The sequence below is a fragment of the Paraburkholderia sp. LEh10 genome (assembly GCF_017814945.1).
In the GTDB taxonomy this organism is placed as follows: domain Bacteria; phylum Pseudomonadota; class Gammaproteobacteria; order Burkholderiales; family Burkholderiaceae; genus Paraburkholderia.
Map to the genome: position 1 here is coordinate 19,714 of NZ_JAGIPX010000022.1, position 21,362 is coordinate 41,075.

The 21,362-nt window shown below is 63.0% G+C and carries 18 protein-coding genes; 6 read left to right on the forward strand and 12 right to left on the reverse strand.

Going from position 1 to position 21,362, the window contains the following annotated elements; genetic code table 11:
• Positions 1 to 65: 65 nt before the first annotated feature.
• Positions 66 to 2,084: a transketolase gene (gene tkt, locus J8I87_RS19380; RefSeq protein WP_209933361.1), complete on the reverse strand. Its 2,019-nt coding sequence runs from the start codon at positions 2,082 to 2,084 to the stop codon at positions 66 to 68.
• A gap of 636 nt (positions 2,085 to 2,720) precedes the next feature.
• Here tkt and J8I87_RS19385 point away from each other — a divergent pair.
• On the forward strand, positions 2,721 to 3,134 hold the full coding sequence (locus tag J8I87_RS19385) for a glyoxalase/bleomycin resistance/extradiol dioxygenase family protein (protein WP_209933476.1): 414 nt from the start codon (positions 2,721 to 2,723) through the stop codon (positions 3,132 to 3,134).
• A 19-nt stretch (positions 3,135 to 3,153) separates the two neighbouring features.
• Complete coding sequence (locus J8I87_RS19390) at positions 3,154 to 3,894, forward strand: 16S rRNA (uracil(1498)-N(3))-methyltransferase (protein ID WP_209933362.1); 741 nt, start codon at positions 3,154 to 3,156, stop codon at positions 3,892 to 3,894.
• Between the two features lie 115 nt (positions 3,895 to 4,009).
• Here the strand turns inward: J8I87_RS19390 and J8I87_RS19395 are convergent, their stop codons facing one another.
• From J8I87_RS19395 to J8I87_RS19410, 4 genes are all read right to left on the reverse strand, one after another.
• Complete coding sequence (locus J8I87_RS19395; RefSeq protein WP_209933363.1) at positions 4,010 to 4,570, reverse strand: barstar family protein; 561 nt, start codon at positions 4,568 to 4,570, stop codon at positions 4,010 to 4,012.
• Positions 4,571 to 4,586: 16 nt separating this feature from the next.
• On the reverse strand, positions 4,587 to 4,988 hold the full coding sequence (locus tag J8I87_RS19400) for a ribonuclease (RefSeq protein WP_209933365.1): 402 nt from the start codon (positions 4,986 to 4,988) through the stop codon (positions 4,587 to 4,589).
• Positions 4,989 to 5,127: 139 nt separating this feature from the next.
• Positions 5,128 to 6,828: a group II intron reverse transcriptase/maturase gene (gene ltrA / locus J8I87_RS19405; protein ID WP_209933366.1), complete on the reverse strand. Its 1,701-nt coding sequence runs from the start codon at positions 6,826 to 6,828 to the stop codon at positions 5,128 to 5,130.
• 1,341 nt (positions 6,829 to 8,169) lie between these two features.
• Positions 8,170 to 10,464 (reverse strand): NADP-dependent malic enzyme, encoded by a 2,295-nt coding sequence (locus J8I87_RS19410; RefSeq protein WP_209933367.1) that lies wholly within the window; start codon positions 10,462 to 10,464, stop codon positions 8,170 to 8,172.
• 251 nt (positions 10,465 to 10,715) lie between these two features.
• Between J8I87_RS19410 and thiL the strand changes: the two genes are divergently transcribed.
• From thiL to J8I87_RS19430, 4 genes are read left to right on the forward strand one after another with little or no spacing between them, the layout of a single operon-like run.
• Positions 10,716 to 11,711, forward strand: a complete 996-nt coding sequence (gene thiL, locus J8I87_RS19415; RefSeq protein ID WP_209933368.1) for a thiamine-phosphate kinase — start codon at positions 10,716 to 10,718, stop codon at positions 11,709 to 11,711.
• Positions 11,701 to 12,333, forward strand: a complete 633-nt coding sequence (locus tag J8I87_RS19420) for a phosphatidylglycerophosphatase A (protein ID WP_209933369.1) — start codon at positions 11,701 to 11,703, stop codon at positions 12,331 to 12,333. The genes thiL and J8I87_RS19420 overlap by 11 nt, the downstream gene beginning before the upstream one ends.
• A gap of 41 nt (positions 12,334 to 12,374) precedes the next feature.
• Positions 12,375 to 12,875: a CinA family protein gene (locus J8I87_RS19425; RefSeq protein WP_209933370.1), complete on the forward strand. Its 501-nt coding sequence runs from the start codon at positions 12,375 to 12,377 to the stop codon at positions 12,873 to 12,875.
• Positions 12,876 to 12,883: 8 nt separating this feature from the next.
• Positions 12,884 to 13,399: a cupin domain-containing protein gene (locus J8I87_RS19430; RefSeq protein WP_209933371.1), complete on the forward strand. Its 516-nt coding sequence runs from the start codon at positions 12,884 to 12,886 to the stop codon at positions 13,397 to 13,399.
• 53 nt (positions 13,400 to 13,452) lie between these two features.
• On the opposite strand, the gene pyrF is transcribed toward J8I87_RS19430, so the two are convergent.
• From pyrF to J8I87_RS19465, 7 genes are all read right to left on the reverse strand, one after another.
• Positions 13,453 to 14,268 carry an orotidine-5'-phosphate decarboxylase gene (gene pyrF / locus J8I87_RS19435; RefSeq protein ID WP_209933373.1) on the reverse strand — a complete coding sequence of 272 codons (816 nt, stop codon included), beginning with the start codon at positions 14,266 to 14,268 and terminating at the stop codon, positions 13,453 to 13,455.
• 114 nt (positions 14,269 to 14,382) lie between these two features.
• Positions 14,383 to 15,444, reverse strand: coding sequence for an aldose 1-epimerase (locus tag J8I87_RS19440; RefSeq protein ID WP_209933374.1), 1,062 nt, complete (start codon positions 15,442 to 15,444; stop codon positions 14,383 to 14,385).
• A 207-nt stretch (positions 15,445 to 15,651) separates the two neighbouring features.
• The gene (locus J8I87_RS19445; protein WP_209933375.1) at positions 15,652 to 16,578 is read right to left on the reverse strand and encodes an SMP-30/gluconolactonase/LRE family protein; all 927 of its coding nucleotides are present in this window, start codon (positions 16,576 to 16,578) and stop codon (positions 15,652 to 15,654) included.
• Positions 16,575 to 17,375 (reverse strand): SDR family NAD(P)-dependent oxidoreductase, encoded by an 801-nt coding sequence (locus J8I87_RS19450; protein ID WP_209933376.1) that lies wholly within the window; start codon positions 17,373 to 17,375, stop codon positions 16,575 to 16,577. Before J8I87_RS19450 ends, J8I87_RS19445 begins: the two co-directional genes overlap by 4 nt.
• Positions 17,376 to 17,425: 50 nt before the next feature.
• The gene (araH, locus tag J8I87_RS19455) at positions 17,426 to 18,442 is read right to left on the reverse strand and encodes an L-arabinose ABC transporter permease AraH (RefSeq protein ID WP_209933377.1); all 1,017 of its coding nucleotides are present in this window, start codon (positions 18,440 to 18,442) and stop codon (positions 17,426 to 17,428) included.
• Between the two features lie 98 nt (positions 18,443 to 18,540).
• Positions 18,541 to 20,055, reverse strand: a complete 1,515-nt coding sequence (araG, locus tag J8I87_RS19460) for an L-arabinose ABC transporter ATP-binding protein AraG (RefSeq protein WP_209933378.1) — start codon at positions 20,053 to 20,055, stop codon at positions 18,541 to 18,543.
• Positions 20,056 to 20,257: 202 nt separating this feature from the next.
• A complete protein-coding gene (locus J8I87_RS19465) occupies positions 20,258 to 21,256 on the reverse strand; it encodes an arabinose ABC transporter substrate-binding protein (protein ID WP_209933380.1) in 999 nt (332 codons plus the stop codon).
• Between the last annotated feature and the right edge of the window lie 106 nt (positions 21,257 to 21,362).

Below are 21,362 nucleotides of genomic sequence, written 5' to 3' on the forward strand. Positions count from 1 at the left end.
GATCCAACTCGAAGACGTCATGCGTGCCGCCTTTCGACAGCGCGCATGACGCGCGGCTCGCGTGGTTAGCCGAGCGCTGCCTTGGCCGTCTCGACCACCCGCTCGACGGTGAAGCCGAAAAACTTGAACAGAGCACCTGCCGGAGCAGACTCGCCAAACACATCGATACCGACGACGCCGCCTTCCAGACCCACGTACTTGCGCCAGAAATCCGTCACACCCGCTTCGATCGCGACGCGGCGCACGCCGGCCGGCAGCACCCGCTCGCGATAGTCGGCGTCCTGCTTGTCGAACGTGGTGGTGGACGGCATCGACACGACGCGGGCCGCAATGCCTTCACGCGCGAGCGGTTCGACGGCCTTCATCGCGAGTTCGACCTCCGAGCCCGTCGCGATCAGGATGATCTTGCGCGCGGGAATGTCGTCGTTCCAGTCCTTCAGCACGTAGCCGCCCTTGGCGATGTTCGCGATCTGCGCGTCGCTGCGCGGATTGAACGCCAGATTCTGGCGGCTGAAGATCAGGCACGACGGGCCATGATGCTCGACGGCCTGCGTCCAGGCGACGGCCGTTTCTACGGTATCGGCCGGACGCCATACCTGCATGTGCGGAATCAGACGCAGGCTCGCGACGTGCTCGATCGACTGGTGCGTCGGGCCGTCTTCGCCGAGGCCGATCGAATCGTGCGTGTACACGAAGATGGACGGCGACTTCATCAGCGCGGCGACGCGCAGCGCGTTGCGGCTGTAGTCCGAGAACGTCAGGAAAGTGCCGCCGAACGCCTTGTAGCCGCCGTGCAGCGCAAGGCCGTTGATTGCCGCGCTCATGCCGAACTCGCGCACGCCCCAGTTCACGTAGTTGCCGGCCGCGCCGTGTTCGCCTACGCGCACGTACTTCGCCGCCTTCCAGTTGGTGAGGTTCGAACCCGTCAGGTCGGCCGAGCCGCCGAGCAACTCGGGCATCACGGCTGCGAGGCCTTCGATCGCCTGTTGCGACGCCTTGCGGGTCGCGACGGTTTCAGCGCGCCCGTTTGCGCCAGCGATGATCGCCTGCGCCTTTTCCGCCCAGTTGTCGGGCAGTTTCTTCGCCATCCGGCGCTCGAATTCCGCGGCTTCCTGCGGATACTTCGCGCGGTAGGCAGCAAACGCATCGTTCCACTCGCCTTCGATCTTCACGCCCTTTTCCTTCGCGTCCCACGCTGCGTAGACTTCTTCGGGAATCACGAACGGCGGATAGTGCCAGCCGAGCTTCTCGCGCACGGCCGCGACTTCCTTGTCGCCGAGCGCCGCGCCGTGCACGTCATGCGTGCCTGCCTTGTTCGGCGAGCCTTCGCCGATCACGGTCTTGCAGCAGATCAGCGTCGGCTTGTCCGACTGCTTGGCGTTGCGGATCGCCGCATCGACTGCTTCGACGTCGTGGCCGATCACGCCTGGGATCACGTTCCAGCCGTACGCTTCGAAGCGCTTAGGCGTGTCGTCGTGGAACCAGTGGACGACTTCGCCATCGATCGAGATGCCGTTGTCGTCGTAGAACGCAATCAGCTTGTTCAGCTTCAGCACGCCGGCGATCGATGCCGCTTCGTGCGAGATGCCTTCCATCAGGCAGCCGTCGCCAAGGAACACGTACGTGTGGTGATCGACGATCTTCGCGTCCGGCTTGTTGAATTCGTTTGCGAGCAGCGATTCGGCGAGCGCCATGCCGACTGCGTTCGCGACGCCCTGCCCGAGCGGGCCCGTCGTCGTTTCGACGCCCGGCGTGATGCCGTATTCCGGATGGCCCGGCGTCTTCGAGTGCAGTTGACGGAAGTTCTTCAGCTCTTCCATCGGCAGGTCGTAGCCGGTCAGGTGCAGCAGCGAGTACAGCAGCATCGAGCCATGACCGTTCGACAACACGAAGCGGTCGCGATCGGCCCATTGCGGGTTCTTCGGGTTGTGGCGCAGATGACGCGACCACAACGCGACACCGATTTCGGCCATGCCCATCGGCATGCCCGGATGACCGGAATTCGCTTGTTGAACGGCGTCCATGGCAAGCGCGCGAATCGCGTTGGCCATCAGGGAGGTGGGGGCGGGAGACGAGGTCGTCATGTCGATTCCGGAGAATGGTCCAAAAAGCGGAGGCCGTTGGTGGTCCGGAAGCCCGGCGGCCGGTCTGCTTCGGCGCACGGTGCGGCGCCGGGAGACGCGAGGGCGGGCAGAGCAAACGGACAGGGCTGCAAAGCGGGATATTCTAACAGATAGCCGGCCTTGGCTTCCGCCATAGACGGGCGTTTCGGGGCGTTTCGGCACGCATCGCGCGGGCGTCGAGGCGGCTGGCCTGGCGCGCGGCTTGCGGTTCGCGGGCGGGCATTTTACGTCGCGAGTGCGCGCGAGCACCGCTTACCGGCAACGTCCGCGGGACGGTGGCTGTGCCCATGAACGATGCAATGCAACGCACATCGCTCGTCCCCGGTCCACACAGCCGCCTCCCCCGGTCAGTCGCAATCACTCAATCAATCAGCCGCGCCAAGACACTGCGAGTCCGAGACAGGGTTGAGGGAAATGTCGTCGCGCGATCGATTGTTCGCCATTCGTCGCGTATTCGACGGTAAACTAGGCCGATTCTTAGAGCGTTCGCTTTTGGAGTGCTGCAAAATTCATCGCTTCTTCGGCACGGCTGCCTGTGGCAAGGCAAAGCCGGACGCGCAGCGACGGCATGACGACACGATGGTTCAGGAGAGTTCGATGACCGCCCCACGCCCCGCCGGAGTGCCATGGCTGACACCCTATTTGACGGTCCGCGACGCGCGCACGGCCATCGCGTTCTTCGAGGCGGCGTTTGGTTTTCGCGTCCGCGACAGCATGCACGACGACGGTGTCGTGATGCATGTCGAGATGACGTATCAGGATCAGTTGATCATCATGTTTGCTCCCGAGGGCGCGTTCGGCTCGACGGCAAAGACGCCGAAAAGCGCGGGCACGACGGCACCCCAGTCCTTTTATCTTTATGTCGACGATGTCGACGCGGTTTATGCGCGGGCCATCGCCGCCGGCGCCAGGTCGCTGAGCGAGCCGCAAGATCAGTTCTGGGGCGATCGTTTTGCCCAGATCGAAGATCTCGACGGCTATCGCTGGGCGTTAGCCTGTCACCTGTCTTGAATGAATGAGAACTTCCCTTATGCCTCGCTTCTTCGTCGGCACCCCGTTCAGAACCGACGACATCGTTTCCCTGCCAGATGAAGTCAACCGGCATGTCCGCGTCCTGCGGCTGCAGCCGGGCGACACCGTGAGTCTGTTCAACGGCGACGGCGGCGAGTACGGCGCCGAGATCGTCGATATGGACCGGCACGGCACCATCGTCCGGATCGGCGCTTTTCGAGACGTCGAAGTGGAACCGCCCTATCGGCTGACGCTTGCGCAGGGCATCGCCGGCAGCGACAAGATGGACTGGCTGATCGAAAAAGCGACTGAACTGGGCGCATCTGAATTCGTGCCGCTCACGACCACGCGCAGCGTCGTGCGTCTCGCCGGCGAACGTGCGCAGCGCCGCCAGCTTCACTGGCAGCGGATCGTGCAGTCGTCATGCGAACAATGCGGGCGCAACCGCCTGCCCGAAGTGATGCCGACGCGCGAGCTCGCGACGTGGCTCGGCTCGATGGCGAAACAGCCCGTCGACGGCGAACTGCGGCTGCTGCTTTCGCCGCGCGCCAGTGTGCCGTTCTCCGCCCTGCCCATCGAGCCGCCGAGGGTCCGCGCGCTGGTGCTGGTCGGCCCGGAGGGCGGTTTTTCCGCGGCGGAAGAGGCCGCCGCAGCCAGTCACGGCTTCATGGCCGTCGGCCTCGGACCGCGCGTGCTGCGCACCGAAACGGCCGGAATCGCGGTGCTGTCAGCGCTGGCTGCGCGCTGGGGCGGCTGGTAAGCCGCTCGCGTTCACAGCGCGCTCGCAGGCCACAACGGCACGCGCCAACAAACGAAAAGCCCGCCAATTGGCGGGCCTTTTCCATCGAACCGGCGCGTCTCGAACGGCAGACGACTCACGCAAACGAGTAAAACACCCGGAAAGCCACCTTGCGCTCGGCCCAGAATTCTGCGGCTTCGCGGAACACGTCGAGCAGCGTCTCGCGCGCTTCCTTGTCGAATTTGGTCGCGATCGGCAGCGCTTCGAGCACAATGACGAAGCCCGGCTGCGCGCCTGCCTTGTGAACGAGATCCGTCAGTGAGTCGTACAGCGCGTCGTAGTTTTTACCGAAATGCTTGGGAAACAGGAACGACGTCGCGATCGTCTCCATGACCTCCTGCTTGGACTGCGCGTTTCCGACATACGCATAGAGGAAATGCTGACCGAGCCGGTTCGCCTCGTCGGCGAGATCCTGTACGCGGAATGCGCGGATCGACTGCACGATGTTCGGTCGTACGGTCTGAAAAAGACTCATGCGTTCCCCTTCCGAAGAAAGGCCCGTACTGGCTTCGCTCTGGATATGTCGGGCCTGGCCGGCGTCGCGCATCTGCATGACGCGCTGAAACATATTGCCGTCGCCGGGCGCGAAAAAATCCGTCGCGACTTTCGAGTCGTGCGCGTAGACGTTGTCGCTCATGCCGATTATCCCGATGTCATTCAATAATGCGATTAAAACTGGCGTAGTGGTCGTCTGAGTAATAACAATTGTCGGTCCGCCTGAGCGGGCCTCCACAGACTATGCGGCGTGCGCCGCGATCGCGGGCGCGTGGCGTGGGAACGGTGTATTCGTGGTAATAGCCGCGCCGGTGCGACGGCAGCAACCGCTCACGATTGCCGAATACGACGCCGTCCTTCTCATACGGGTAAGGCCCGCCAGCTGCAATCAAGTTCAATGTCTTGACGGCTTCCGGCGGCAATTGCGCCACCGCGATGGTGCCCCCGGCCTGTCCCTGCTGTGCTTCCCGGGCTGCGGCGCCCGTTGGAAAACCGCCGGCAAGACCGCCGACCGTCAACGCGGCGATCAGCACGCCGTTGCGGAGCCACTTGCGTGCCATGAATCAGAATTCCCGCTGTTGACGAACGAGTTTGACGACCATGTAGGGTAGCCCCCTTTCCTTTCGGATCAGGGGCCCCCGAAGAACTGTACGTGCGAGTTTCCCCGCATACAGCTCAAGCCTACATACAAAATCCCGCTTATAGCAGAACCGGCTTAGTCACCGCAAGTTTACCAGCATGTACCTGGCGGTGGCAGTCCGGGTGAAGCAACGCTCGATTGGAAATAGCGTCTGACCCGCCCAGCATCCGATACGTCAAATGATGATCGTGCCAGCCCGTTTCTTCCGTCAAGGCTTGTCCGCAGTGCGCACAAAGTCCGTTCTGCGACATGTACAGCGAGACCCATTGTTTACGGTAGCGCTTGGAAAGCCACATCCGCTCCTGACGCAGCGTCTCACCGTATTGCTCCCATCTGACATCGAAGGGATTGTATTCACCCGCTACTTTCTTGGTCCGCCGAACCGGCGTACTACTCGGCCGGAACAATTCCAGCAACCAAGTACTGCCATCGTCTTCCGCTATCGGCGCGCCGAATACCCACGTCCGTTTGCCAACTGTGTGAAAGTACTTCTTTCGTACCCACCTGGCATTCTTCTGTGGATGCCGGCGCCTGCACCACCGCCAGAGCCTCTTGAAAACCAGATGCTCCATGCGGCTGTACGCCTGCTTGGCCACGACGGGGCTGTGATACTGCGCCCAGCCTCGCAACATCGGATTCAACAGAAGGATCAGACCTTCCTGAGTCGCCTCCTTGTTGCCACTGATCGTTTCCGCCACCTTGCGATAGAACGCTTTCACGTTCTTCTTGCTTGGCTTGATGAGCAGCTTTCCCGAATACTTCCGGAAATTCCACCCCAGGAAGTCGAAGCCGTCATCAATGTGAGTGACCCGCGTTTTCTCCTCCGATAGTCGCAGTCCTCGAACGTCAAGGAATGCTTCCACCCAAGGTTTCACCTCGTTTTCCAGCAACTCCTTCGAATTGCCAGTGATCACGAAGTCATCCGCGTATCGCACCACATTCACTTTCAGCTTCGAGGCTTTAACCACTCCATACCGGGCACGAAGGTGCTTCAGTAGTTCAGGTTCAAGCCCGTTCAGCGTCACGTTAGCCAGCGTCGGGGAGATGATCCCTCCCTGCGGCGTACCGGCCTCAGTCGCCTGCAGCTGACCCTTGTAAATCAGGCCAGCCTTCAACCATTTCCGCAGGATCTCCGCGTCCATAGGGACGTGGTGCTCCAGCCAGTCGTGGTTGATGTGGTCAAAGCAGCCCTTGATATCTGCTTCCAGTATCCATTGGGCCGAGGCCTTCTTGGACGTGCAAACAAATATCTGACTCTTTGCGTCGGCCGTCGAGCGGTTAAGCCTGAACCCATATGAGTTCGGATCGCTCGTCGATTCCGACACCGGCTCCAATGCCAGCAGATAAAGAGCCTGCATCGCCCTGTCCCGCATCGTCGGGATACCCAGAGGGCGCTCCTTCCCATTGGCCTTGGGGATAAAGACCCTCCGTAGTGGCAGGGGTCTGTATCCACGCCGCTTCAACCTGCCGACAGCTTCCCATCGGCTTTCAGGCGAATCCCATAGCTCGCGATCGACTCCCGCCGTTCGCGCACCCTGGTTTTGCGTAACACGTCGTACCGCATATAGCTTTGCGGACAACGTGCGGGTCAGCATCCGTTGCAGAGTTTTCACCCTGCGCCAATCGCTTTCCCGCGTCGCCTTCGCAATTCGAATCTGCATCCCTCTCACGTTCCGTTCAACCCGACGCCAATCGACGGCGTGCCAGTTGTTCGGCGCGTGGGAAAGCGCAGATCTATCCTTTCGGACAGATACTCTCATGCTGCTCTCCTGCTCGATGAAGTGAAACCCGAGCGGAGACCAGACCACCCCTTGCGGGAGCGATCTGCTCCCGCAAGGGGGTTAAAAACGTACGTTGATGGTCCGGAAGCCCATCAACAATCACTTTCCAGCCGAGGGTAATCAGCCGTCTTGCGACGGTAGACCAGACGGAAGTCTGCCCGCTTATCGCGTGAGGTAATGTCTCAACCCCTATCCGGACCATTACAGCCCGGCATTCGCTTTCTCCGTCCTCCCATACCCGCACCGTCAACAGCGTTCCTTGCGGTCCGCCTGCCAGCCCTCCTGCACTGGCAACGATACGGGCTTACCACGTTCCCGGCATGTCACACGACTGACGTAGGTCCCACCTATTCCCCGGCGGTCTGTTGGCGACGTAACCCGAACTTTCAGCGGGGTAGCCGACCGCACACCATTTTGGTTAGTGCCCAGCAGCAGTTGGCACTTTCCTTATCACGAGGTTTATCAGTGATTCACATACGTTGACCATATCAGCCAGCCTAGCTCCGAATCCCCTGCTGCTGAGGATTACCAGACGGGTACCTCGCGGCACTCGCCTGCCCGAAACGTCCGGGGGCTTCATTGTCAGAAGAGCTTCACACCCCACCGTTGCCAGTGGCGCATGTCTTCTTAGGCTACTGCTAGTCGCATAGCAGGTTCTCTGCTTCGCTCCTACATCTCGCGAAGGCGAACAATGACACGCCGAGCTTTGCGCTCGACTTGTGCCGAACCACGTCCAAACTCGGACGCAGGTATCACATACTCCAATCCGCTTGGTTAGCGGAGTTGAAGCCGCTAACTGGGCGGAACCTGACGGTAATCAGGTCAATGCAATCAAATTGACCGGCGCGGACGCCGACCAATATTCACGGCAGCGATTCCTAACAAGCAGCACTAGGTATCGCTTACTTCACAGGGGTGGCATCAAGGTGCCACGCATATGGGACGGCTTTCGCCGTCCAGTCGATGCGACGCGTGTCGCACGAAAGTCGTAAGGGTATCGCTAATGTCTTTTGGAATCAACGTTCATTCGTCGGACAAAAGGCCGCCCGGGCGAAACGGCTCGCCGTCGAAGTCGGTTTTTACAATTCTTGACGCAGAATTTATCTCGAGCGAGATAAACTTATCTCTGAGGCACGATGTTGGACGACTTTCATGCCTCGTCGTCCGGACTGCATGCAGTAAAAATCAAGTCAAGCGTCGGCCTTTTTGCGGGATGGCTAATCCCCAGCCACTGCTCGGAAGGCGTGCCCGTTGCGGGCACGCCTCTTTTTTAGCCCGAACAGGCTAAAAAACCTCTAGCCTGCGCGCGCATCGGCAAACTTAACGTGCCGCGTTCACGTCGGCGACCAGCAGCGCCGTCATGTTGACGATCCGGCGAACCGTCGCGGACGGCGTCAGCACGTGGACCGGCTGCGCCGCGCCCAGCAGGATCGGCCCGATCGCGATGTTATTGCCCGCCGCCGTCTTCAGAAGGTTGTACGAGATATTCGCGGCGTCGATGTTCGGCAGCACCAGCAAGTTCGCGTCGCCTTCCAGCGTCGACTCGGCGAGAATCTCGCGGCGCAGGTTCGCGTCGAGCGCGAGGTCGCCGTGCATTTCGCCGTCGACCTGCAAATACGGCGCGCGTTCCTGCAAAATTGCCAGCACATCGCGCATTTTCTGTGCAGAGGGCGCATTGCTCGTACCGAAGTTCGAGTGCGACACCAGCGCGATCTTCGGCTCGATGCCAAAGCGCCGTACTTCGTCGGCGGCCATGATCGTGATTTCGGCCAGTTCTTCCGCCGTCGGATCGACGTTCACATGCGTATCGACGAGGAAGATCTGACGTCCCGGCAACACGAGCGCGTTCATCGCCGCATAGACCTTCGCGCCGTCCTTCTTGCCGATCACCTGGTCGATGAAGTGCAGGTGGCGATGCGTCGTGCTGACCGTGCCGCAGATCATGCCATCTGCATGCCCCTTTTTCACCAGCATCGAGCCGATCAGCGTCGTGCGACGGCGCATTTCCAGCTTCGCCATCTGCTCGGTGAAGCCCTTGCGGCACATCATCTTGTGATACGTCTGCCAGAAGTCGCGATAGCGCTCGTCGTGGTCCGTGTTGACGATCGTGTAATCCTGCCCGTTGACGAGACGCAGGCCATACTTCGCGATGCGCTGCTCGACGACGGCCGGGCGGCCGATCAGGATCGGCTTGGCGAGCTTTTCGTCGACGACGATCTGCACCGCGCGCAGCACGCGCTCTTCCTCGCCCTCCGCGAACACGATCCGCTTCTTCTCCGGTTCGACGCCGCGCGCGAGCTGGAAGATCGGCTTCATCGTCGTGCCGCTGTGGTAGACGAACTGCTGCAAATGCTGCTTGTACGCTTCCATGTCCTCAATCGGACGCGTCGCGACGCCCGAATCCATCGCGGCTTGCGCGACGGCTGGCGCGATCTTGACGATCAGGCGCGGATCGAAGGGCTTCGGAATCAGGTATTCCGGACCGAACGACAGATCCTGAATCCCATACGCGGTCGCGACGATGTCAGATTGTTCCTGACGCGCCAGTTCCGCGATCGCGTTGACCGCGGCGATTTCCATTTCCTTCGTGATAACCGTCGCGCCGACGTCGAGCGCGCCACGGAAAATGAACGGGAAGCAAAGGACGTTGTTGACCTGGTTCGGATAGTCGGTGCGGCCCGTCGCGATCACGGCATCCGGGCGCACTTCCAGCGCGAGCTCCGGCAGTATTTCCGGCGTCGGGTTGGCGAGCGCCAGAATCAGCGGCTTTTCGGCCATCTGCCTGACCATGTCCTGCTTCAGCACGCCGCCCGCCGACAGGCCGAGGAACACGTCCGCGCCGTCGATCACTTCCGACAGCGTGCGCGCATCCGTCTCACGCGCGAAACGCTCCTTGTCCGGGTCCATCAGCTCCGTGCGGCCCTTGTAGACCACGCCGGCGAGATCCGTCACGTAGATGTTTTCGAGCGGCAGCCCCAGATCCACCAGCAGGTTCAGACACGCGAGCGACGCGGCGCCCGCTCCCGAGGCGACCAGCTTGACTTTCTCGATGCTCTTGCCGACCACCTTCAGACCGTTCGTGACGGCCGCTGCGACGACGATCGCCGTGCCGTGCTGGTCGTCGTGGAACACGGGAATCTTCATCCGCTTGCGGCATTCGCGCTCGACGATGAAGCAGTCGGGCGCCTTGATGTCTTCGAGATTGATGCCGCCGAAGGTCGGCTCCAGCGCGGCGATCACGTCGACCAGCTTGTGCGGGTCCGACTCGTTCAGCTCGATGTCGAATACGTCGATGCCGGCAAACTTCTTGAACAGGACGGCCTTGCCTTCCATGACGGGCTTCGACGCGAGCGGCCCGATATTGCCGAGGCCGAGCACCGCCGTGCCGTTCGACACGACGCCGACCAGGTTGCTGCGCGCCGTGAAGCGCGCGGCATTCAGCGGATCTTCGACGATCGCCTCGCACGCGAACGCAACGCCCGGCGAGTACGCCAGCGCGAGGTCGCGCTGGTTGATCATCTGCTTCGTCGGGGCGATCGCGATCTTCCCGGGGGTCGGGAATTCGTGGTAGTCGAGAGCGGCTTCGCGGAGTTTGGTATTGACGGGAGTCGACATAAGCGGACTTGGAAGTGCGGATTAGAATAGATGTTCGACGGCATTGTAGCGCCAATCCCAAAAGTCGAACCCTGCAATCCAGGTGCAACTGCCGCGACAGAAACAGCGTGAAAGGAACGCGTCCCGTTTTGCGTCAGGCAATGCGACGACTGGAATGCGCGCCTTTAGCGTCGTGTTAGCTTCCTGTTAGCGTTTGTTAGGCGCATCGATCCCATTCGCGTGCGCTGCCTTTCGCCCTCTCACGCCCATTTATGCTTTCAGAGTTTTCACTGATCGACCGATTCTTCGCACGCCGCGCTTCGGCTTCGTCTTACCCTCAAGGCGCTGCTCTGGGAATCGGTGATGATTGCGCGCTGCTTTCGCCACCGACGGGCGAGATGCTTGCCGTGTCGACGGACATGCTGGTGGAAGGCCGCCACTTCTTTCCTGATGTCGATCCGAAAGCGCTCGGCCACAAGGCGCTCGCGGTTAACCTGTCGGACCTCGCGGCGATGGGCGCGAAGCCACAGGCATTCACACTCGCGTTCTCGTTGCCGAGGGCCGACGCCGCATGGCTGGCCGCTTTCAGCGAGGGCCTGTTCGAATTGGCCGAACGCCACGGCTGCGAGCTGATTGGCGGCGATACGACGGGCGGCCCGCTCAATCTGTGCATCACAGTGTTCGGTTCGGTGCCGCCGCAAACCGCGCTGCGCCGCGACGCCGCGCAGCCGGGCGACGACATCTGGGTGTCGGGCATGTTGGGCGACGCGCGCGCGAGCCTCGGTGTGCAGCGCGGCGAGTGGTCCGCCGATTCCGGCGACGCTGCGGCATTCCGGCGCGCCATGGAGCTGCCCGAACCGCGCATCGCGCTGGGCCTCGCATTGCGCGGCGTCGCACGCGCCGCGCTCGACATTTCGGACGGCCTGGCCGGTGACCTGATGCACATTCTCGAGCGCTCGCGCCTGAACGCGTCCGTCGATGCCGACGCGCTGCCGCGCTCGGACGCGCTGCGCCGTCTTTCCGCCGACATCCAGCGCCGCTGCGCCGTCGCGGGCGGCGACGACTACGAACTGTGCTTCACCGCGCCGCCGTCCGCGCGTGACGCCGTCGTTGCGGCAGGTCAACAGGCGAGCGTTCCCGTGACGCGCGTCGGTACAATAACTCCCCTCGATGCGGCGGGCACCGCGCCCGCAATCTCGTGGCACGACGCATCGGGCGCTCCACTCACATTGACCTTGCAAGGCTTCGACCATTTCCATGCAGAATGAAACCTCGCTTGGCCCGTCCGGCAACTTCTCCGACGCGCCAACGGGCGGACAACCCGGCGGACCATCCAGCGCATCGGCCAACGGGACCCCTGACGGAACGACAAGCGGCGCGCCGCAAGGCCAGCCGCGCGCGCCCAGGCCCCGGCGTGCGACCGCGCGCTTCATGCTGTCACACCCGTTCCATATCTTGTCGCTGGGTTTCGGCAGCGGCCTGTCGCCGGTTGCGCCGGGCACCGTCGGCACGCTGTTCGCATGGGCGTCGTTCGCTGCGTTCAGCGCGCGGCTGACCGTGCTCGAATGGGGCATTCTGATCGCGGGCGGTTTCGTCGCCGGCATTGGCATCTGCAACTTCACCGCGAACAAGCTCGGCATCGGCGATCCGTCGCCCGTCGTGTGGGACGAGATCGTCGCATTCTGGCTCGTGCTGCTGATGGTGACGCCCGCCGACTTCACCGGTCAGTTGTGGGCGTTCATCGTCTTCCGCTTCTTCGACATGGTGAAGCCGCCGCCTATCGGATACTTCGACCGTCGACTGAAAGGCGGCTTTGGCATCATGTTCGACGATCTCGTCGCGGCGTTCTTCACGTTGCTCGTGATTGCGCTGTGGCGAATGTCGGTCTGATCTTTTCGTGCTTCCGGCGTTTCTCTCACTCAGAGTCCAGCATGGCTACCGATTCCGTCGTTCACCAACTCGCCATTCGCGTCGGCAACCGTCTGCGCGACGAGCGGCTGATGCTCGCCACAGCTGAATCATGCACGGGCGGGATGGTCGCAACGGCCATCACCGATATTTCCGGCAGTAGCGGCTGGTTCGAGCGCGGCTTCGTCACGTACTCCAATCAGGCCAAGAGCGAGATGATCGGCGTCCCGGCCGATCTCATCGACAAGCACGGGGCCGTGTCCGAGCCCGTTGCGCGGGCGATGGTCGAAGGGGCTTTGAGGAATTCGCGCGCGCAGGTCGCGCTTTCCGTTACGGGCGTGGCGGGGCCCGGCGGTGGCACGGAGACCAAGCCTGTCGGCATGGTGTGCTTTGGATGGAGCAACCGGCTTCATACCGTCGTCGAGACGCTCGTGTTCAAGGGCGACCGCGAGCGTGTCAGGGTTCAGGCCGCGACGCATGCGCTGCGCGGGCTGCTCATTTTGCTCGAAGAGCGGGAACGCTGAGAACGCGCATGGCCGCGAAACCTGTCCATCTCGCCCGCGACGAGCTGATCCGCCGCTTCGGCCTTCAGCCCCATCCCGAAGGCGGGTTCTTTCGCGAAACCTATCGCGCTTCGGATTCCGTGCGACGCGACGGGTCCGCCGACCTCCGCAGCGCATCCACCGCCATCTACTACCTCCTCTGCGATGGCGCGCACTCGACCTGGCATCGGATCAAGTCAGACGAAGTCTGGCATTTCCATGCCGGCGATCCGCTCAATGTCTACGTGCTCGAAGACGACGGCTCGCTCACCGTTCATCGGCTGGGCAATGCGCTCGAACACGGCGATTGCGTGTTTCAGGCCGTCGTGCGATCCGGCCGGTGGTTCGCCGCCCAGTGCGATGACACGGCGAGCGTTGCGCTCGTCGGCTGCACGGTTGCACCTGGTTTCGAGTTCAGCGAGTTCGAGATCGCCGCCGTCGATGCGCTGCTGAAAGCATTTCCCGAGCATCGTGATCTGATCGTCAGGCTCGGACCGGCTGGTTAAGCACGCTGCCAACACAGACGCGCTCGACGCACGAACCCGTCCGTCCTCGACGATCAACGGAACGCGTTGATCTTGTCACGCGTGTCCTGCGCCGCCTGCGCCGCGGCTTGCGTCCAGTCGTCGCCGTTGCCCGCGTACAGGATCGCGCGCGACGAATTGATCAGCATGCCCGTGCCCGCCGCCGTGCGGCCCGCCTTCACGGTCGCCTCGACGTCGCCGCCCTGCGCGCCGATGCCCGGAATCAGCAGCGGCATGTCGCCGACGATCCCGCGCACGGCTTCGATTTCCTTCGGAAACGTCGCGCCGACCACGAGACCCAGTTGGCCCTTGATGTTCCACTTTTGCGCCGCCAGTTCCGCGACGGTCTGATACAACGGACGGCCGCCCGCCTCGAGGAACTGCAGGTCCGACCCGCCGGGATTCGACGTGCGGCACAACACGATCACGCCCTTGCCGTCATGCTCCAGATACGGCTCGATCGAATCGAAGCCCATATACGGATTCACCGTGACGGCGTCCGCGCGATAGCGGTCGAAGGCCTCGCGCGCGTATTGCTCGGCCGTGCTGCCGATGTCTCCGCGCTTCGCGTCGAGAATCACGGGCAGGCCCGGATGCTTCAGATGAATGTGCGCAATCAGCTGCTCCAGCTGATCCTCGGCGCGATGCGCGGCGAAGTACGCGATCTGCGGCTTGAACGATGACGCATACGGCGCGGTCGCATCGACGATTTTCTTGCAGAAATCGAAGATCGCGTCCGAACGGTTCACGTACGCACCGGGAAACTTCGACGGCTCAGGATCGAGACCGACGCACAGCAGCGAATTCGTCGTGTGCCATGCGTGGTTGAGCGTCTGGATGAATGAGGACATAGGAAATCTCGCGGCGCGCCAGTGACTGATGAGGCGCGTATTTTACCGCGCCGCCGGGCGCCCGCCCGCCCTGGCGCATGGCGCGCAACCGTTATGCCATAGGATCTGCGGCCCTTACTGCCCGCGCCTCGCCGCGCGCCCGCCCGCCATCGCGCGCAGCCCGGTGCGCTCGACAGTGAAGCTGAACGACCGTGCAAGCCGCTCGCCGCGCGCGAGCATCGTCATGCCGTTGGCGGCTGCGCCGCCCGGCAGGTTCATCGCGTTGATCGGGTGATCGACGGGTTCGAAGCAGAAGAAGTCTTTCGATGTCGGCGTGTAAAGAATGTAGTACTCGGTGTTCGCCGATACCGTCAGCGACAGCCGACGCTTCGGCCATACCACCGTTGCATGTCCGCTCCACCCGGTGAACGCGTGATTGACCACCGTGCGCGGCAACGGATACGCAACGCCGAACTGCCATGCGGGCGGCACGGGCACATGGCGCACGGGCAGCCAATCGTCGCCCGACAGCCATAAGCCCGCCGCTGCCGCCGACAACTGCGTATCGGCGTCGCGCACGAGAAACGGATGCACGCCGAGGCCGAACGGCATCGCATCGCGCCCCGTGTTTTCGACTTCGAGCGTGATCACGAGCGTCGAGCCTTCCAGCGCGTAAGTCTGCGTCGCGCGATATGCGTAGGGCTTGCCGTCGCGCCGGTCGAGCGTCAGCGTCACGCTTTCGGGATCAGCCGCCGCGATGTCCCACTTCGCGAGCCAGCCGTCGCCGTGGATCGGCAGCCGTTCACCCGCGCGATTGCACGGCACGTCGATCGCGCGCTCGCCCAGCCTGAACTGTCCGCCGCCGATCCGGTTCGAATACGGCAGCAGCGAATAACAGGCGAGATCGTTCGCGTCGGTCTGCGCATCGACCTGGCGGCAGCGCCTGAACACGGGAACAAGCGTGCCGTCGTTGCGGAAGTCGAAGCGCGTGATGCCGCCGCCCAGCGACGGCGCGACATCGAGCCTCAATAGCGAATTGGCGAGCGTCACGCACGCGACGTCGCCCGCGCTCGCCGCGCCGACCGCCACCGCGGACGTGCTCGGCCCGGCCAGCACGGGCTGCACGGCGGCCGCAAGCCGCGCTCGCCGCGCGCGAGACTGTGGAGAAGATGGGACAGCGGAATTCGCAACAGTCATATCAAGCTCCCATGAGAGGCATCGAACATCGCCACCGGCGCTTCTGAAAAAGATGGCTGCTTATGCGGGCGGCGCGGCAAACCGGCCGCCTCTTGGGTCTTTGCTGCATGCTGTGCCCCAACGAGCGTTCCTTCGGGGCGCGAACTGCCCTGCTCCAGATGCTTCCTTCGAACACCTGCTTAGACTGCCTGTGACTATCCCTGCTCGCTACGCACTCCGGTTCGGCGCGAGCGCCGCAGGCGAGCCCTGGAACACCGGCTCCGGCAAGCCACGCCGGCCCGGCGTTGCGACATATACGCCACCGGCGCGTGTATCGCCCGCGAGAGCCTGCGCATCGAGCCCGACACGCGCGCTCGTCACATACAGCGTGCCGAGCTGCGCGCCGCCCAACGCGACGCAACTGGGCTGCGCGGTCGGCACATCGACGCGCTGCGTCTGCGCGCCGTTGGCGTCGTAGCGCACGACGCGGCGTCCGCCCCACTGCGCGTTCCACAAGCCGCCTTCGCTATCGACGGTCGAACCATCCGGTTCACCCGTCGCATCCTTCAGCGTCACGAACAGGCGCTCGTTCGTGACGTCGCCGTTAGCGTGGTAATCACACGCGCGGATTTCTCGCGTCGGCGAATCGCAGAAGTACATCGTCGCGCCATCGGGACTGAACGCGATACTGTTCGAAATCGCGGGCGATGGCAATGGCAATCGCTCCAGCGACAGATCGTGATTCAGCCGGTAAAACCCGCCGATCGCCTGCACGGGCGACGCTTCGTCCTTCGTGCCGAACACGAAGCGGCCCTGACGATCGCAACGGCCGTCGTTGACACGCGTATTCATCCCCGCTTCGACGTCGACGATGTGCTCGATCCGGCCCGTTGCAAGGTCGAAGAATGCAAGCCGCGATGCGAGACCCAACAGCATGTAATGCGGATCTGCGCACAGCGCGAACGTCGCGAGCCGTTCCGGCATCGGCCAGAACGTACTGCGCCCATCGCGCGGATCGTACCGCCACAGGCGCGCGCCTTCAATATCCGTCCAGTAGAAAAGGCCGCTGCGCGCATCCCACGTCGCGCCTTCGCCGAGCGTGCATTTCGAATCGACGAGCAACGCCGCCTGGATGTTGTTTGCCGCCTCGCTCATGCCCAGCCTCCGTCGACGATGATGTCCTGAGCGGTGATCATGCGGCTGTCGTCGGCGGCGAGGAAGAGCGCCATGCGCGCGAGATCTTCGGGCAGCAGCTCGGCGTCGATGCACTGGCCCTGCTTGATCGCGAGCCGCCCCGCGTCGTCGAGCCACAGACGCTTTTGCTTGTCCGTCATCACCCACCCCGGCACCAGCGAATTCACGCGGATGTTGAAAGGACCGAGATCGCGCGCGAGCCCGCGCGTAAGCCCCTGCACCGCGGACTTCGACAGCGTGTACACGGGGAAGCCGCCGTTCTTCAGCATCCAGCTGATCGAGCCGAGATTGATGATCGAACCGCTTTTGGCCGCCTTCATGTCTTCAGCGACGGCCTGCGCCGCGAAGAACTGGTGACGGATGTTGACGGCAATGCCCGCGTCGAACGACTCGGGCGTGACGTCCTCGATCCTGTGGCGCACATCGTTCGCCGCGTTGTTCACCAGCACCGCGATCGGGCCGAGCGCCGCGCGCACGTCGGCGATCGCCTTTCGCAGCGCGTCGATATCGGTCAGATCGACGCGCAGAAACAGCGGCTCGTGACGCGAATCGCCGAGTTCGTCGGCACGCGCATCGCCCGCCGTTTCATCGATATCGAAGAACGCGACGCGCGCGCCCTGCGCGACGAAGTGCTCGACGAACGACGCGCCGATGCCCGTCGCGCCGCCCGTGATCAGCACCGTGCGGTCCACGAGGCTCGGATAGCGCGCATAGGCGCTGTGTGCTTCACGCGCGTTCGCGCTGGCGGGAGACGACATCGTCCGGTTTCCTTCTTCTGAATTGAGCGTAACGAACAATCAGCCGCGCGTTAGTCGCGCGAGCCGCGGTTCTTCAACTGGTCGAGCAGCACCGCCGCGAGCAGGATCGCACCGCGCACGAGGTACTGGTAGAACGCGTCGATGTTCAGCAGGTTCATCACGTTTTCGACGGTGCCCATGATCAGCACGCCGATCACGACGCCCGAAATCGTCGCACGTCCGCCGAGCAGCGACACGCCGCCGAGCACGCACGCCGAAATCACGTTCAGCTCGAAGCCTTGCGCGGCGTTCGGCTGACCCGACGTGATACGCGATGCGAGGATCACGCCCGCCAGCGCCGTCACCGCGCCTTGAATCAGGAAGATGTAGACGCGCGTGCGCTCGACGTTGATACCGGCGAGGCGCGACGCTTCCGGATTGCCGCCGATCGCGAGCGTGTTGCGGCCATAGACCGTCGAGTTGAGCATCACGCCGAACATGATGAAGCACACGAGCGTGACCCAGATGGGCAGCGACACGCCGAACATCGTCAGGCCGCCGAGCGCGATGAACGTATCCGACGACACGCCGACAGCCTGGCCGTGCGACACGATGAAGCCGAGGCCACGCACGATTTCCATCGTCGCGAGCGTCGTGATCAGCGCGTTGATGCGCAGGTACGCGATCACCGCGCCGTTGACGAAGCCGATCACGGAACCCGCGACGACTGCGGCGACGATCGCGATAAACGTGTTGCCCGTCGCGTTGAGCACCATCGCGCACAGCACGCCGGCGAACGCGACCGTCGAGCCGACGGACAGGTCGAAGTCGCGCGACGCGAGACAGAACATCATCGTGCACGCGACCATGCCGATCTGCGAGATCGACAGCGCGAGGCCGAGCATGTTCTCGATCGAGAAGAAGTGATCGACGGTCAGCGACATCGTGATGAACATGATGGCGAAGATCACGATCAGGCTGTACTCCGTGATCTGCTGCCACCACTTCTGCTTGTCGCTGGCTTGCGGAATCAGCGCGTCGGCGGCGCTCTTGGCGGCCTGTTGCGCGAGGTTTTCTCTGGCTTGCATTTGGTTCACTCCTCCCGTTCCCCACGGGTTACAGGACTGTTTCAGGTTCCGTCAGTTACAGATGACTTGCTGTCTTCGTTTCACGCGATGCGCTGCGTTCAGGCCGCCTGCGCCGTCGTCGAACTCTTCGGCAGCGCGAGGCTCAGCACCGATTGCTCCGTCGCGGCGTTGCGCGGCAGTTCGCCGGAAATGCGCCCCTGCCGCATTACGACGATGCGATCGGACACGCCCAGCACTTCCGGCAGCTCCGACGAAATCATCACGATCGCGCAGCCGCGCTCGGCGAGTTCATAAATCACGTTGTAAATTTCGTGCTTCGCGCCGACGTCGATGCCGCGCGTCGGCTCGTCGAGAATCACGACTCTCAGATCCGGCTCCGCGAGCCAGCGCGACAGAATCGCCTTCTGCTGGTTGCCGCCCGACAGGAAGCGGATTTTCTGCCGGCGGCTCGGCGTCTTGATCTTCAGCAGCTTGATGAAACGGTCGGCCGTTTCGGCCTCCTTCTTGCGATCGAGAAACAACCCCGCCTTCAGATAGTGACGGCGGCAGCTGATGTTGATGTTCTCGGCCACCGACGCAATCGCGACGATGCCTTCTTCCTTGCGGTCTTCGGGGCACAGCACGATGCCCTGGCGGATCGCTTCGCCCGCGCTCTTTACCTTGATCGGCTTGCCGTCGAGCACGAGTTCGCCGCCCTTCTTCGGGTCGTCGCCGTAGACCAGGTGCATCAGTTCGCTGCGGCCCGCGCCCACCAGTCCGAAGAAGCCGACGATCTCGCCGCGCCGCACGTCGAAGCTCGCTGGCTCGGCAAGCGCATGGCCCTCGATGTTCTTCGCCGAGAAGCGCACTTCGCCGATTTCGCGCGGCCGGTAGCCGTAGATGTCCGAGATTTCGCGGCCGACCATCTCGCTGACGATCGTGTCGCGGCTCACGCCTTCGAGCGTCGGATGCGACGCAACCTTGCGGCCGTCACGGAAGATCGTGCACGCGTCGCACAATTGATAGATCTCGTCCATCCGGTGCGAGATGTAGATCAGCGCGCGGTTATCGGCGCGCAGATCGCGCACGAGCTTGAACAACACTTCCGTCTCGCGGTGCGACAGCGAACTCGTCGGTTCGTCGAGCGCGATCACGCGGGCGTTGCGCATCAGCGCCTTGCAGATTTCGACCATCTGCCGCTGCGCGATGGAGAGCTTGCGCAGCTTCGCGTTCGGATCGAGATCGACGCCCATCGCCGCAAGCTGCTCGCGCACGTAGCGCTTGGCATTGTTCTTCTTCACGAAGCCGATCGAGTTCGGCAAGCGTCCGAGCAGCAGGTTCTCCGATACCGTCAGGTCCGGCACGTACTGCAGCTCCTGGTGAATCACCGCGATCCCCGCGGCAATCGACGCGCCGGCATTCGCGAAGCGCACTTCGTTGCCGTCGATCATCACGCGGCCCGAGTCGGGCTGATATTCACCGCCCAGAATCTTCAGCAGGGTCGATTTCCCCGCGCCGTTTTCGCCCATCAGGCCATGCACCTGTCCCGCATGCACGTCGAAAGAAATTCCGTCGAGCGCACGCACGCCTGGAAACACCTTGCCGATATTGTCAAAACGCAGCGTCGCTGACACTTTGCCTCCTTTTGCTTCGATTGAGCCTTCGTGCATTCCGCAGTGGTCCGGCGTTACCTGCACGACGGCTTGCCCTCTTCTGCTTCGCATCTGTTCATCTGTCATGCGCGCGGCGCTTGCGACGGCAGGCGCCAGCACCCATGACGCGCGCGAGCGCCGTTCACCGGCATTCGCGCGCCTTCGTCCCGCACGTATCCCGCGCTTACTTCGCCGCGAGACCCATCTTTTCACGCACTTCGCCGACGTTGTCGCGCGTGGCCAGCATGCCCGACGTCAGCGTGAGCTTCGGCGGTTCCTTGCCTTGCGTGATCCACGCGTACATCAGTTCCGAGGTTTCCTCGCCGTGGCGCTTCGGGCTGATGATCACAGTGCCGAAGAAGCCCGTCGGGGCCGGCTTCTTGAACTCGTTCAAAGCCGAGTCCGCCCCGCCGATGCCGACTCCGATCATGTTGTCTGCCTTGAAGCCGCGGCCTTCCGCTGCGCGCACCGCGCCGAGCACGGCTTCGTCGTTCAGGCCGTAGGCGACCCAGTGCTTGAACTGCGGGTTCTTCGTCAACGCGATGTTGGCTGCGTTGAACGCATTTTCCGTGTCGGTCTTCGCTTGCGGCGCGGCGATGATGTTGGCCTTCGGGAAACCGGCGGCGAGCAGCGCGTCGGTGGCGCCCGTGGTGCGGTCATGCGCCGTCGGCAGCTGTTCGTAGGTCACGTCGATCGCGCCGACGTCCTTCATGTCCCAGCCGCGCTTCTTGATTTCAGCCGCGATGCCTTCGCCGACCTGCTTGCCGATGTTGTAAGCCGAGATGCCCATGTGCGGGACAGATTCAATCGGCTTGCCCGAGCCGTCGACGAGGCGGTCGTCCACCGTCATCATCTTCAGGCCGTCAGCCTTCGCCTTCGCGACGATGCCGGGCCCGAGCTTCACGTCCGGCGTGCAGATCACGAAGCCCTGCGCCTTTTGCGCAGCGAGGTTGTCGATCGCGCTCATCACCTTCTCGCCAGACGGCGCGCCGATCTTCACCAGCGTGAAGCCCTTTTCCTTCGCTGCCTGCTCGGCGAACTTCCACTCGTCCTGGAACCACGGTTCTTCCGGCTGCTTCACGAGGAAGCCGATCTTGACCTGGTCGGCGGCCTGCGCGACAGGGCCGTTGAAGAGCACCGCCGTCGCCGCGGCTGCCAGCGTGAGGAAAATTCTGCGTTTCATGATGCGTGTCTCCTGACTAATGAGTAACGAGAAGGTATTGGCCGCGTCTTCTTGTACCGCCTTCGACACACGCGGCCAGCGCGTCAGGCGGTTCACACCGTCGCCT